Raw genomic sequence first — 14,436 nt, 5'->3', positions numbered from 1 at the left:
GGAATCGTACAAGTCTTGGCCTTAGATATCACTCTGAGGAATTTGTGATGCATTCAATAGCTATAGGCATTAACCTTGATAAGTTTAGATCAGAAATTTTAACCAAATTAAGCAGAACAGATGAGCTGAATTCAAAAGAAACTAGATGCAAAAAACCATATTAGAGCAGGTTTTTTTACATATGAAAATATTGTAAATAGATATTTATTATCATTATTATTGAAAATATTGCATTGATACTGCTATTCGTAAAGATTACTATCTTAAGTAAAGTTGCTATTTAAAAAAAGGGGACGATATTTCCATGAATAAAATCTTAGTGCTAGGTGCTACAGGCAGAGTAGGGATTCACATCGTAATGAAGGCATTAGAGGGTGGGAATATAGTGAGGGCATTCGTTAGGGATTCAAAAAAGATAGGTATCCAACACTACAACCTCCTGGTCTACGAAGGTAATGTCTTGAATGAATCAAATCTTAAAGAAGCGATGGAAGGTATGGATGTGGTTATCAGTTCATTAAGCACTGATGGGAGTAATACATTATCTGAATCGATTCCTCTCATTACTAAATATATGGATTATTTCAACATAAAAAGATTTATTACTATAGGAACGGCGGGAATATTACAAGAGAATTCCCAATCCCAAAAATTACGTTATCAATCCCACCGAACCATACGTAAATCGACAAGAGCTGCAGAAGAACACCATAAGGTATACAGCTATCTAAAGTTGTCGAATCTAGACTGGACAATAGTTTGTCCAACTAAGTTAGTAAATGAAGCAGAATCTTTAGAGTATCGTGTAGAACAGAATTTTTTGCCGGTTAATGGAACGTGTATATCTTTTATGGATACTGCAGATTTCGCATATAAGCAGACCATATCTAAAACCTTCATTAATACTTGTGTAGGTATTGCATACTAAACAATAAGAATTAATCCAAAGTAAGAAGGTATGTTGATGAGACAACCAATAATTGATCGAAAAATTTCAAGACTGAAGAAAAAACTAGATCAAGTGAGCAAAAAAATCAACAGTTTCTCTGATCCAAGAATTGTAAAAATTAGTCAAGAACTAGATCTTCTCATCCTTGAGATACAAAAGTCAAAAATAGATGATTCAAAATCAGTCAAATAAAACCCTATTTTGTATGATTAAACTTTTTTATATAAGTGAAACCGTAAAAATATGTATACAAAAGACGATCTTATCTAGAATGAACTGCGGAGAAAGGGGAATTTTCATTAGTAACTTAGTCGAACAAGCTCAGAAAGGAAATGAAATTGCCTTTTCAGAGTTAATCAAAAAACATGAACGGCTACTTTTTAATGTCGCTTACAGATATGTACGAAACAAAGAGGACGCAGAAGATATCGTTCAGGAAACAGCATATCGTGCCTTTTGTTATTTACATACTTTAAACGAGCCACACCATTTTAAAGTATGGATCAAAAAAATAACAGTATATGTTTCCATTGAATTTATCCGGGCGAAGAAGTATACCGTCCCACTAGATAATCAAAAGTTAGAATTCATAAAGAAAGTGGATAGTAATCTTGCCGTATCTTTAGATCTGAATGATCTTTTTATGAATATTAGCGAGGAAGAACGAAACTTAATCCTGTTAAAATATTACTATGGATATTCACTTAAGGAAATCGCTGAAATATTAAATATTTCCGTCGCCAACGTTAAGGTGCGGTTGTACAGGTCAAAAAAATACTTGAAAGGAAGATAATATCTTTAATGATTATTATTGAGCTAATTATAGACTAAATCTATTGTTAGTATAAATTTTATAATATTGATGAATCATTATGTTTATCATAGAATTATTTATAAGTTCTACTTTAAGATTAGACTTAAATGAATTCTTTTCCTAAGAGAGGGGATCGATTATGCGAGCTAAGGTTGTATCGTTATGGAGATATCCAGTTAAATCCATGATGGGAGAAGAACTGAATGCAAGTGATCTAACGAAGAATGGTTTGTTGGGAGACCGAGCTTACGGTGTTATCGACCAGGCAACCGGTATGCTTGCGAACGCAAAGAATCCCCTAAAATGGCCAAACATGTTTCAATACCGAGCGAATTTTGTTGAACCACCAAAGGTATCACATCCTACCCCCCCTGTTCGGGTCACTATACCATCTGGTGAAACAGTTCTTAGCTCAGAGACCGACATAAACGAACGCCTCTCGAAAAGTTTAAAGCGAGAAGTAATACTTTCGTCTCCCTTTCCTAATGCAGGGTTTGAAGGGTACATTCCAAAAATTCATGAACTTGATAATCCTGGGAGCATCTTTACAAAGATATCACCAAAAGGCACTTTTTTTGATATAGATACTGTTCACCTAATAACAACTTCAACCATAAAACATCTTGGAAAAATAACGCCTGGAAGCAGGATTGAACCTAGAAGGTTCAGACCCAATATCATCATTGATGTTCCAGAATCCGATGGATTTATCGAAAATAGTTGGGTAGGAAAGATCATTCAAATTGGTAAAGTTAAATTAAAGATTTCTAATGTTACGAAACGCTGCATCATGACTACCCTAGCTCAGGGAGATCTTCCAAAAGATATAAATGTTCTAAAGTCTATTGTTAAGAATAACGCTGGTTCTATTGGAGTTTATGGATCAGTATTAGTTGAAGGTAAGATACAGGTGGACGATTTTGTTCAAATATTGAAATAACTTGTGCATAGAACGGTGGAAAAAGCATGGATAACCTAATTGTGATTTTCCTCTCACGAATGATTGTGTCATTGGGTATTCTAGCCTTATACGGAGTGGTTGGTTGGTCAGTGGCATGGATGTTAAATGTTTTGAACTTCAAGGTAAACCCTTTAACATTTACTTTAGCTGGGTTAGGAATCGGACTATTAAACATCCTTATAGCTTTACTTGAGATAGCTTGGACCAAATATAAAATAAAAAAAGAGTTAGAAGATTTTTCAGATCTTTAATTTTTAAAGGTTATAGGAAAGAACAAAATTATATATACCGGTATAACTAACAGTTATTCACCAACCTGCATTTGAAGGGGGGATAAGATGACACATCCAATTCTAGATATAACAAGTATCAAACGTTTTATTAATAAAATAGAACAAGCGATTTTCCGTGATGAAACAACAACCATTTCACAAATGAACGCTCTCATGTGTTTGTTAGATCATGGAGGTTTAACAGCTGGAAATATAGCGATTATGTTAAACATCAGTAAAAGTGCTGTTTCAATGTTAATGCATACACTTGAGAATGAAGGTATGGTCATCAGGTCCTTTGACAGGTTTGACCGTCGTTTGGTATTGTACTCCCTTACAGAGGAAGGGATCGTTGTAACGAATAGATTACGAAAAAAAAGAAGTCTTATTATCCAAAAAACACTGTCTCCACTTTTGACACCCGGTGAGATATCTGAATTAAACAGTATTTTTAGCAAACTCATCATCAAAAAATAGTTCTTGAAAGATTCTTATGCACCTTGTTAGGGGTGCAATTTTTTTGTTTCTCTTAATTATAAAAAAAACAAATATTTTTAAATAAGCTTAATAAATAAGTAAGAATTCATTAAGAAAAAAGATATAACTATCTTATAAAATAAGATTTATAGAAGGTATGAATCAGTTTTCCCTTAACCCCGGATACCCCAAACAAGTTTCGATTCCTTTCATAAACGATTCATGCCTTCTGTTTTCCAATACATCATTGCTTTTATTAAGTCAATAAACCTTTTTTAGTTAATCTAAATTTTTAATCTGAATTTTATTAAATTTTTTCAACATCAAAAAAATTTCACGTACCGTATTATACAAAAATAAAATTAGTTAAAAACCAAAAAGTAACTTATTGTCTTCATTTCTTATTAGACAAAAGGTTATTTTTTTAATTTCACAAAAAGTGGCAATTTTAATTTTTGACCCAAATTTGGTGGGGAATATACATTCGCTTTAATTAAAATATATGATAAAATAAAATAATCAAGATAAGGATGTATTATCTTTATTATTTATCCTCAGTTTACAATAAAGGACTTATGTAACTTAAAAATGCGGAGGGGAAAATGAACCTTATAAAAGTTGTCAATCAACTATCCTCAAACGAATATTTACAAATTCTAAAATCAGATCTAGAAAAAAAACAGCTCCTTGATGAGAACCGCAACTTAAATTTTTCTCAAGCGAGCGAAAAAGATCTCATCGAATGGTTCTTTGCTGTAAAGATTCAAAAGGCAGAGGACGAACTTTCTCCTCATACATTAAAAGCCTACCGATCGGATGCGAAAACATTGTTGCACTTTTTATCTGAACAGCAGTTATCCTTTAAGGATATAGGCTATCCAGAAGTGAAGGCATACAACCGTTACATAAAAGAGAGGTATGCAGCGAAGTCAGCAGTAAGAAAACTGGAGTTTTTCCGTCGTCTACTGGACTTCGGTTATGAAACGAGGTTCTATAAAGCACATCTATCCATATGGATTGAAAAACCAAAGATCAGGAGAGGTCATGTTCTATATGAAGAGAACAAGAATCGGGTGCAACTCCGAGAACTGAATCAGAAAGATGCGGAGGTGATCCTTTCCTTTTTTCCAAAAGTCGTCAGAGCTAAAAAATATCAGGAACAACTGCAGCAGAGAAACCTGCTTATCGGCTACTTTCTGTATACATTAGGTTTGCGTGCTAGTGAGATCACAAATCTTAATTGGGGTAGCTTTAAGAATGACCGACGTGGTAACTTATGGGCGGATGTCATCGGAAAAGGGAAGAAACATCGAGAGGTGCCAGTTAGGGAAGAGACAGCAGATCAGCTTTTTTATTATCGAACTTTGTTAGGTCAATCTATTGAGATTAATCCTTATGATGAAACACCTCTATTTTATTCTCTATATAATAAGGAAGAAACTCGTCAAAGATTATCTTATATCACACTTTATAAGATCGTAAAAGAAGCGGTCAGGTTAGCTGGCAAGCATGAAAAGATCAGTCCACATTGGTATCGTCATACGTTCGTCACGACCATGCTTGAGAACGATATTCCATTAACAGATGTAAAAGAGTGGGTGGGTCATTCCGATATTTCGACAACAAACATCTATCTAGGTAGGATCAATAAAGAACGAAGTTATGAACAGTTGAAAAAAGCAAAATTATTCTGACTCATAATCCACGGTTAGATTGACTCAGAGTATAAAAAACCCCGAGAAACATCTCGGGGTTTTTGTTGCTTGATCTACCTTGGAAGAGAGTTATTTCATTACATGAAAAAGGGAATATAACATTTGTTCACTATTAATTATACTATTTGTTTAACTTAATACGGTGGACACTGCCACCCTCTGTTCCAACAAACAAATACTCACCATCCGGTGATATCTCAAGGGCGGTGGCATTTCTGTTATTGAGACCCTGCGAAATATTTTCCCATGTTTTCCCTCCATCAGAACTCCTTAAAACGCCTCTACCGCCTTTGAGCAACCCTCGTTCATAAAAAGCACCCGTTGCAGCATAGACAACTTTAGAATCACGTGGTGAGAACTTAATGTCATTTACATAGATTCCGAGCTCTTGATTAAACTTTGATTCTTGTATCGTTTTCCCACCGTCATTACTTACAAATAACTGTTGTCCACCAATAACTAAACTGTTCGGATTATTTGGAGAAAAAGCAAGACTACTCACAGGAACGTTATGAACCTTTTTAAATGATTCGCCCCTATTTTCAGAAACGAACAGCCCGTTACTTCCGCCTGCCCAAATCTTATGTGAGTCTATTGGATCCCCAACTAATGCTAAGAATGGATAATCATGAGTAATTTTTTTCCAATTATCTCCACCATCGTTACTGATCATAATCCCCTTGAGTTTATTATATGAGTCATAATATGACAGGAATATTTGATTCGTATCAGCGGGGTGAACTTGCAAATCAAGAATTGGAGGAATCCATTCTAACTTTACATCCCATGTTTTCCCACCATCACTGCTTCGATACAGAAATGAATTAAAGTTATGATCGATCCGTGTTTTATAAACAATCTTTGGATTCGAAGGTGAAGTCGCCAGATGATGAACTTGTTCACCCGTTCTTCCTTCTCCTTCTGCAGGTCCCCATTCACGTGTAGAAGCTGTTACTTTTTCTTGAGTCGGTAAGACTTTTTGATACGTGTTGGATTCTGTCCCAGCTATCAGCAGATGTCCTCTCGTGCCATTAGTAATCGCCAAATCGTAAACGGTTGCGGCAGGAATACCCATTCTCTTATACGTTTTCCCTGAATTCTTTGTTTCGTAAATACCGGCCTGAACTGAACTAACAAAAACAGAGCGATCCTTAACAGTAAAATCAACTTCTAATGAGTTACTTCCTGGAAGTGGCGCCTTCCAATAACTCCAATTTCTTCCGTTGTCGTGACTCACCAATATACCATCTTCATGGGTCCCGGCATATATCTTACCTTCCAAAATTTCTACACGAGAAACTCCATAGAATGGTTTTCCAGAATGTTCTAGTTCTATCCAGTCGATACCTTGATTATACGAAGCATACATTCCAGCTCCCATAACATTCGCGATTAAGATATCTTTATTTCCTACAACATCACTTACAGCTTTATGAGGAAACGGTGGGGTAAACACTTGCTCAGCTGTAGTTGAACCAGCAAAAATTCTTTTATAGACTGCAACGCCGTGGACGCCTGTAACGTATAAATCGCCATTTATGAGTCGTGCTTCAAAAAGGGATTTCCAATATTCCGGCAGCTGCTTCCAATTCATTCCTCTGTCTTGACTGACATAAACTGCGTTATTTGAAATCGCAACAAGTCTACCACCACTTTCATCAATTTCTAAACCAGAGAGCGGTACGTTTGGAAAGGGTAACGTTTTCCATGTTTTCCCGCCATCCTGACTCGCGACTATCTTTCCGATATACGTAGGGTCTTGATCTGAGGTGATAGGAACGTAAATATTTTTTTCATCAGTCGGATCGACGACCATTTCAATCGGAAATCCAGCACCTACTGGTAGATTGCGCATTTCTTGCCAAGATTCAGCTCCATTCATAGTCTTGAAAACTGAAGAAGTGTGTAAACTCAACCCGGTCATGCTTTTACGGTTGTTTTTATCGATTTTCAACCAGGCAGCTGATGCATTTGGACCAATTGGTTGCCAAGAAGAATCTCGTTGATCTGTATCCACTGGTAAAATTTCGAGATGACCGGATCCTATTATCGTCTTATCAGTCTCACTCGAAGAACTTTTGATAGTAGACGTCGCTTCTATCTGATAGATTCCAGGCTCATCTTTTTGGATAGGTGCTCGCCACCAACGGTCATGGTCTAACACCGCTTGAACTTGTTTAGTTTCTCCGTTTGGAGTACGAACGGTCACCTGAGGTGTAGTTTCCAAATCTACAGGACTGTAAATGAAAGCCTCTGTATCACTTGATGCGGGATCTGGACTAACGGTGACCTGGAGATGTCTTGTGAGTAACTTAAATGGAACACGAACATTTGACACTTCCTCGGTAGACTGCACCGTACCTTCAATCCATCCCGATATATCGGTATCCTGTTTTGATTGATCCATAGTTATTTTCACATCGATTGTTGCCTGCATGCCTGGTTCGATGTGGACTTTTGATGGACTCACTATGATTTTAGCACCGTTATTTTTTAGTTCTTTAACTGTAAAGTCGAGATCTACTGGTTTTTTACTATGATTTTTTAAAGAGAAAGTATCACTCTCGTCAATCACAGAGCTTTTATTACCTACCAAACCAAAATTTAATGAATCAGGGGAAGCGATAACATCCGTCCTTGAGGCTGCATGTACATCTAATCGTCCAGCTCCCTGTGTATTCAAATCATAGACATCAAGCGGTTTAGCAGTCCCTTTTAATGCAGCTGAGATTTCCTTCGGTTCCCAATTTGGTTGTAGCTGTTTCAATAGGGCAGCGGCACCAGCTACATGAGGCGCCGCCATGCTTGTTCCGCTTAGTCTATTGTAACCACTATCATTACCATCTTTAGTACTTGTTAGATAGGTGGAATAAATGGAATAGCCTGGAGCGACGATATCTGGTTTCATGGAAAGTAAATCACCATGAGAGATTGTATCCTGCCACAATGTATCTGTTTCATCTTTAGCTGTGACCTTAATTTTGACCGGTCCCTCAGTTAAAAGGGACTTTAATTCTTCCCCTGTTTCTGCATCAATCTCCATCGCAACCAGCTTTTCGAATCGATCAACGAAATATGAACTTGTTAGGGAATGCTGTTGATTATTGAGTAACTCGTCTTGAACAGATCTATAGTGAGATGGTACAGCCTCACTTAGCTGGTACACTGGACCAGGACCGTCACCAGGACCAGGGTCTACAGGTGGTGCCGTATGTTGGAGAACGAGTGCCCCGTATGCTCCTTTCTCCTCTGCAATAAGTCCTGCATAACGGGGTGTCCATTGTTCAAATTGATCTTTAGGCGGTTTGATTAAGACCAATTTCCCCTTTACGTCTAATCCTTCAAAGTCTTCAGGATTCCCTTCACCTACATCTACTAGTTCACGAGTGGTTTCTGCTTCGTAAGCATTAGCTGAAATATCAAGTCTTATAGGATTCAAATTCATTTCAAAGGGGGCCACCATTTTGGCTGCGGGTACTTTATATCCACTTATACTTGCACCCACTGCGATAACTCCTTTAGCCACGGCTGGAGATCCAACTTTTGTATAATCATTTGAATTTCCTGCTGAAGCCACAACTACTATCCCAGCATCTACAGCGTTTTGTGCTGCAACGGTCAAGGGATTCTTTGGATTACTAGGATCCTCTACAACTGTATTGCTTAAACTCAGGTTGATGATATCTGCACGGTAAGGATTATCAGGTTGTATCGATGCTTCGATGGCTGCAATGACATCGGACAATTCTCCTCTATTAGCATCATCTAACACCTTATATGCTGTTAAAGATGCATCCGGTGCAACACCTTTTATTTTTCCATTAGCTGCTACGATTCCGGCAACATGTGTTCCATGACTGCTGTCATCCATTGGGTCTTCATCATCATTTACATAGTCATAACCAGCGACTACTTTATGTTCAGGTCCAAACTTTCCACCCAGATCGGGGTGCCTATAGTCAATACCACTATCAATTATAGCTACAGTAACCCCTTTACCTGTGACATTTTGGTCTTTGGAATCATGTTTTGACCAAACATCAGGTGCACCAATCAATGGAACACTTTCACTCACATTCCCATGCACAGGCTGATCAGGATAAACGGCCTTAACACCAGGAATCGACCGGATCTCATCTAATTGATCCTTGGGTACCTTAACAGACATACCATTAAAGATTAGGGAATAGTCATGTGATTTAGTAAACTTAATCCCTTCATCGTCCATAGAGGTTAACACTTTATCTCTAGCATGTTTCAGTTGGGTTGTAGTTGTCTTGAGCTTGTTTGATAAATTCTCAGAACTAGCTCCCAATAATTCTCCCTTGGATAATGTTTTGATAGCAGGCGCCTCTTCCATCTCAACAATAACCTTAGTGAAAGTTTCCTTTGAAGCTTCGGCTTTTGCATTACGATTTTCATAAAATATAGAGTTTGGTAGCACCAGAGTGCTTAGTAATAAAGAACTAGATAGTGAACTAATTAAAAATCTTTTTTTTCTTTTATTCAAATGGTATGCTCCTCTCAAATTTTTTTTTATAAAGCCTGTTTCTGATACACATAAACAATGATATCCCGCCCCCTTCTTAAGAACATTAGGATTTTTCGAAAACTTTATCAATGCTACTTAATCTATTAAAAAGATAGATGATATCTATCGTTTTTAAAAAAGGATAAATATTCAATTAATATAGGTTGTTTTACTCGGGGATAAAGACCTGAAAATGGGGGAGTAAAATGATAGTAACTAAAAAAGCCAATTCTTGTAACGGACTGTTTTTTAGTTATTAAGTTTGAAGAGAGAAAAAATAAGTAATTAAGCCTATACATGGAATAAATTATTGATATCAAAGCGAGATGTGTATTTTTTCAGATTTTATTCCCTATATAGGTAGAAACTCGTCAGAAAATCATCTACAACCACCTATATAAGATTGTAAAAGAGGTCGTAAGAATGGCTGGTGCGAACGAAAAAATCAGCCCCCACTGGTTCCGGCATACGTTCGTAACGACGATGCTGGAGAACGAGGTGCCATGTGAAAGAGTGGGTAGGACACTCTGATATCTCGACAACCAATATCTATCTTGATCGTGTCAACAAAGGTAAGAGCTATCAGCGCCTAAAGAGGTCAGTCTTTTTGGGAACGTAAAATAACCCTATGCATTTTAAGCATAGGGTTTTATCTTTAATCTGTTTATTTTTCGTGTTTCTTATTAGTATGTTTATACCAAAGGATAAGGTTGAAAGCTCCAAATAGAAGAGTTAGAACCATTATAGCAGTAAAAACATTTTCAACAGGCTATATAAAGTATGACAATACTAGATTCAACAAATGGGCCAGATCGTATTATAGGGTCAATCAGATGAATTTATTGGAGTTTTACTTAATAAAAAGATAGATTAAAAAAATGCAAAAATAGTGGCCCATAATTTTTTTAAAAAAGAGGAGACAATTTTGTCGCCTCTTTTTCTTGTCCTGAAAAGTTGTTGAAGGCTAAGTTGTTACAATAGAAATAATCTATTGTTTTAATAGAAATAATCGTATTGATAAATATTCAGAAAAATCATAATCTTTATAATGTAATCTCATCCATTTATTACTAGAAAGGAGGAAGATGTATCAAGTATTCCGGTCAGTTTCATCCCTATAATTTAATATCCTAAGTAGGTCTTATTTACCTCTAAGAAAAAACAGTGTTTACATCTGCATATTTACCGGGTTCAGTCACTTATGTTTTTTAATTCTAGAATAGTTGGTGTTAAAGGTACAAATGACCGTTAATATGGAAGGAGTTCTTAACATTGACCAAACAAAACTACGTTTTAAGAGCCGTTCTATTTACACTTTCGTTACTTTTAGCAATCTCTGTTTTTCTGCCTCAAATTGCCTCCTCCCAGAAATCTTTTACTTCACGAATGATTACACTTAAAAACCAAGACACAAGTAAAATCAGTCCAAAGCTATTATCCCAATTTAAAGACGATAAGCATGTCACATTTCTAGTCAAACTTAAACAACAAGTAAATACTCCTCAAGTGGCTTCAATAGCAACCCAACAAACAAAGGATCAAAAGAAAAGTCCTTTTCAAACTGAAATCATAAAACGATCAACTATTGTATCTACATTACGTCTAACTGCCGAAGAAACCCAATTTCCTCTCAAACAATTACTCACTCTAGAGAAAAAAGAAGGAAGAGTAAAATCTTTTCAGTCGTTTTATATTGTCAACGCAATAGCAGTTACCGGGACAAAAGAGGTTATGAACAAGCTTGCTAACTATCCAGAAGTTGACAAGATACTTCCAAATGAAACACGACAATTAGTAGATAATCATAAGTTTAAAGAGATTAATACTTCCTTACTGAATAAATACCAAATTCAAGGTAGGCAGTTTAAGTCAAACGAAATGTACAATAAGGTGAAAACTACTAATACCCCCGAATGGAACATTGAAAGAATCGGAGCTCCTCGTGTTTGGGAACAAGGAATTGATGGCACCGGTGTAGTTGTTGCCAATATTGATACAGGTGTGCAATGGGACCATCCATCTTTAAAGGAGAAATATCGCGGTTATAAATCTGATGACCCCGATCATCCTGACCATACGTATAACTGGTTCGATGCTGTTGATGACAGTAAAGTCCCTTTCGATAATTTATTCCACGGTACCCATACCATGGGAACGATTGTGGGTTCTGAGCGTGATGGGAAGAATCAAATCGGAGTCGCTCCAGGCGCAACTTGGATAGCTGTCAAAGCATTCAGTGCAAAGGGGGGAACAGATGTCGACCTGCTAGAGGCGGGAGAATGGATTATAGCTCCAAAAGATAAAGATGGAAATCCTCACCCTGAAAAAGCACCTGATGTGGTTAACAATTCTTGGGGTGGTGGACCCGGTTTGGATGAATGGTACCGTCCGATGATAGAAGCTTGGCGAGCAGCGGATATTTTTCCCGAGTTTTCAGCCGGTAATGATGGATCAGCAGAGGGGACAATAGCCCATCCGGCGAACTATCCAGAATCTTTTGCTACTGGAGCGACAGATGATCAAAACAAGTTGGCAGATTTCTCTTCTCGTGGACCATCTCTTTATGGTAAAGAAATTAAACCAGATATTTCTGCACCAGGAGTCAATATTCGTTCTGCTTTTGTCGGAGGAGGTTATATTGCTTTTGATGGAACATCTATGGCAGGACCTCATGTATCTGGAGCTGTAGCTCTTCTAAAGCAGGTCAATGCCTCATTAAGTATAGATGAAATTGAGGAAATATTATTGAGTTCCAGTACACCCTTGAAGGACTCTCGTTACCCTACTTCTCCAAACATGGGATATGGATACGGATTGCTAAACGTCCATAGAGCAGTAGAGATCTTAAACAATGAAGGATTAGGAAAAATAAATGGAACCGTTTCAACAACACTAAACGGAAAACAAACTGGTATTGATGCGCAGGTCACGGTACTGGAAACGGGGCGCTCGACGATGACCAATGCGACTGATGGTAGTTATACCCTAACACAGCCATCAGGAGAGTATACTCTCCAGGCTGAAGCATATGGATTTAAACCGGCCAAACAACGGGTCACTGTAACCAAACACAAAACAACAATTGCTAGTTTCGACATGCAGCCAATTCCTAAAGGAAAGGTAAAGGGACATGTAACTAATGAAAAAACAGGTAGACCTGTTGCCAATGCTACAGTTTCCCTCGTTGAAGATGCAGCGATTAAACCCGTTAAAACCGATAATAACGGATATTTCCTCCTTTCGGCCTATGAAGGGAACTATACATTGCAAATCACTGCTCCTTATTCGTTTAAAACAACTGCAAAAATTAATGTAACAGGTAATAAAGAGACCGAAAAGAACGTTAGACTAAAATTCTTTACCGGAACCCCAGAAGAGATTGGTTACGATGATGGAACCGGAGAACTTGCCCTTGCCCGCAATTACGGAGATGGTTTTGCAGTAAAAATCTCATTAAAAGAGGGACAAAATAAAGCTTTGCTTACTGGTGGACTTTTTATGCTTGATACAATACATGGTAGTTCACAACATAATCAGTTCCAAGTTGCTGTATTTGATGCGAATGGAAAAAATAGAGGACCAGGACGTAAAATTGCTGGCCCTATAGATGCAACTGCCAAATGGAGTGCTGGTTGGACATACGTAGATTTACTAGATGAATCCATTATAGTTGATAAAGAATTTTATCTGGTCTATATACAAAAAGGAAATAGGGAAACATCTCCCCGTTTAGTAGTAGATGAAAATGGAAAGTTGGATTACATGTGGGGATATGTTAATGGTAGTTGGGAGCAAGGATTACAGTATTGGAAATATATGATACGAGCTACTGTTAGTTATGAAGTAAAAGCTCCAGTCATTACATCGCCAACAAATAGTTCCCTTTTTACTAATAAAAAAACAATTACATTAAAAGGGATGGGCTCACCGAAAACAAAAGTGCGAATTGATAACAAGGGGAAAGAAAAAGCAATAGCTCCAACTAAAACAGATGGAAGCTTTACGATCCCTGTAACTCTAGACCAAAATGAAAATACTCTAACTGCTACTACCATTACTGAGGGGGGACCTACAAAGCCTTCTTCACCTCTCAAAGTTATACTTGATCAAACAAAACCGACACTAACTATAACTTCCCATAAGAATGGTTATCAAACCAATGAAGAGGCAGTGACCATTAAGGGAAAAGTGTCAGATAAGCATCTTAATAAAGTGAGTATTAATGGAAGGACTGCTTTTGTTTCCAAAGATGGCATGTACTCTGCAAGAGTTCTGTTACATGAAGGAGCTAATAATATTAAAGTGACAGCAATAGACAAAGCAGGTAACCAGCAAACAAAACAAATCACACTATTTGCCAAGTTTTCTCCTCCTACCATGAAGAACATAAAGCCTGCAAAGGATATCTTTGCAAAATCTGGCCAAAAGATAAAGATTGAACTAGATAGCCAAAGAGGGTTAAAAGGAACTTACATCCTACGAATGCCGCTAACTGGTCTATCCACTATGTCTACAGCTTTAAATGAGGTTGAACTGCCCCTCAGGGAAACATCATCTGGTCATTATGTTGGATATTGGACGACTCCTCATAAGACTATTCCTGGTGCAGTAATCGAAATCAAGTTAACAGATGAATATGGAAATGAAGTCCGAAAAAGAGCTGTTGGAAAACTATATATCAATACGAAGAAGTAAATTTATTTCGAAAGGAGTTCTA

10 protein-coding genes are annotated in these 14,436 nt (G+C 37.2%); 9 read left to right on the top strand and 1 reads right to left on the bottom strand.

Translation table 11 applies throughout. The features are described from left to right. Positions 1–304: 304 nt before the first annotated feature. The 7 genes from IEV52_RS19700 to IEV52_RS19670 all read left to right on the top strand — a co-directional run bounded on the left by IEV52_RS19700 (position 305) and on the right by IEV52_RS19670 (position 5,167). Positions 305–928, top strand: a complete 624-nt coding sequence (locus IEV52_RS19700) for an NAD(P)-dependent oxidoreductase (protein WP_188404297.1) — start codon at positions 305–307, stop codon at positions 926–928. Between the two features lie 36 nt (positions 929–964). Then, on the top strand, positions 965–1,141 hold the full coding sequence (locus tag IEV52_RS19695; protein ID WP_188404296.1) for an aspartyl-phosphate phosphatase Spo0E family protein: 177 nt from the start codon (positions 965–967) through the stop codon (positions 1,139–1,141). A 13-nt stretch (positions 1,142–1,154) separates the two neighbouring features. After that, positions 1,155–1,742: an RNA polymerase sigma factor gene (locus IEV52_RS19690; RefSeq protein ID WP_229754392.1), complete on the top strand. Its 588-nt coding sequence runs from the start codon at positions 1,155–1,157 to the stop codon at positions 1,740–1,742. Between the two features lie 160 nt (positions 1,743–1,902). Continuing rightward, entirely contained in the window at positions 1,903–2,703 is an 801-nt protein-coding gene (locus IEV52_RS19685; RefSeq protein ID WP_229754391.1) for an MOSC domain-containing protein, read from the top strand. 26 nt (positions 2,704–2,729) lie between these two features. Beyond that, a complete protein-coding gene (locus tag IEV52_RS19680) occupies positions 2,730–2,975 on the top strand; it encodes a hypothetical protein (protein WP_188404294.1) in 246 nt (81 codons plus the stop codon). 87 nt (positions 2,976–3,062) lie between these two features. Then, positions 3,063–3,473 (top strand): MarR family winged helix-turn-helix transcriptional regulator, encoded by a 411-nt coding sequence (locus IEV52_RS19675; protein ID WP_188404293.1) that lies wholly within the window; start codon positions 3,063–3,065, stop codon positions 3,471–3,473. 602 nt (positions 3,474–4,075) lie between these two features. Next, positions 4,076–5,167 (top strand): tyrosine-type recombinase/integrase, encoded by a 1,092-nt coding sequence (locus IEV52_RS19670; protein WP_188404292.1) that lies wholly within the window; start codon positions 4,076–4,078, stop codon positions 5,165–5,167. A gap of 142 nt (positions 5,168–5,309) precedes the next feature. On the opposite strand, the gene IEV52_RS19665 is transcribed toward IEV52_RS19670, so the two are convergent. Beyond that, positions 5,310–9,698 (bottom strand): S8 family serine peptidase, encoded by a 4,389-nt coding sequence (locus IEV52_RS19665; protein ID WP_188404291.1) that lies wholly within the window; start codon positions 9,696–9,698, stop codon positions 5,310–5,312. 399 nt (positions 9,699–10,097) lie between these two features. Between IEV52_RS19665 and IEV52_RS19660 the strand changes: the two genes are divergently transcribed. Both IEV52_RS19660 and IEV52_RS19655 read left to right on the top strand, forming a co-directional pair. Further along, complete coding sequence (locus tag IEV52_RS19660; RefSeq protein WP_188404361.1) at positions 10,098–10,250, top strand: tyrosine-type recombinase/integrase; 153 nt, start codon at positions 10,098–10,100, stop codon at positions 10,248–10,250. A gap of 741 nt (positions 10,251–10,991) precedes the next feature. After that, positions 10,992–14,414: a S8 family serine peptidase gene (locus IEV52_RS19655; RefSeq protein ID WP_229754389.1), complete on the top strand. Its 3,423-nt coding sequence runs from the start codon at positions 10,992–10,994 to the stop codon at positions 14,412–14,414. Positions 14,415–14,436 lie beyond the last annotated feature (22 nt).

Origin of the sequence: Fictibacillus barbaricus, from assembly GCF_014635025.1 — a bacterium.
In the GTDB taxonomy this organism is placed as follows: domain Bacteria; phylum Bacillota; class Bacilli; order Bacillales; family Fictibacillaceae; genus Fictibacillus; species Fictibacillus barbaricus.
Note: the sequence above shows the minus strand (reverse complement) of the source record. Positions and strands in the feature narration are given on the sequence as shown.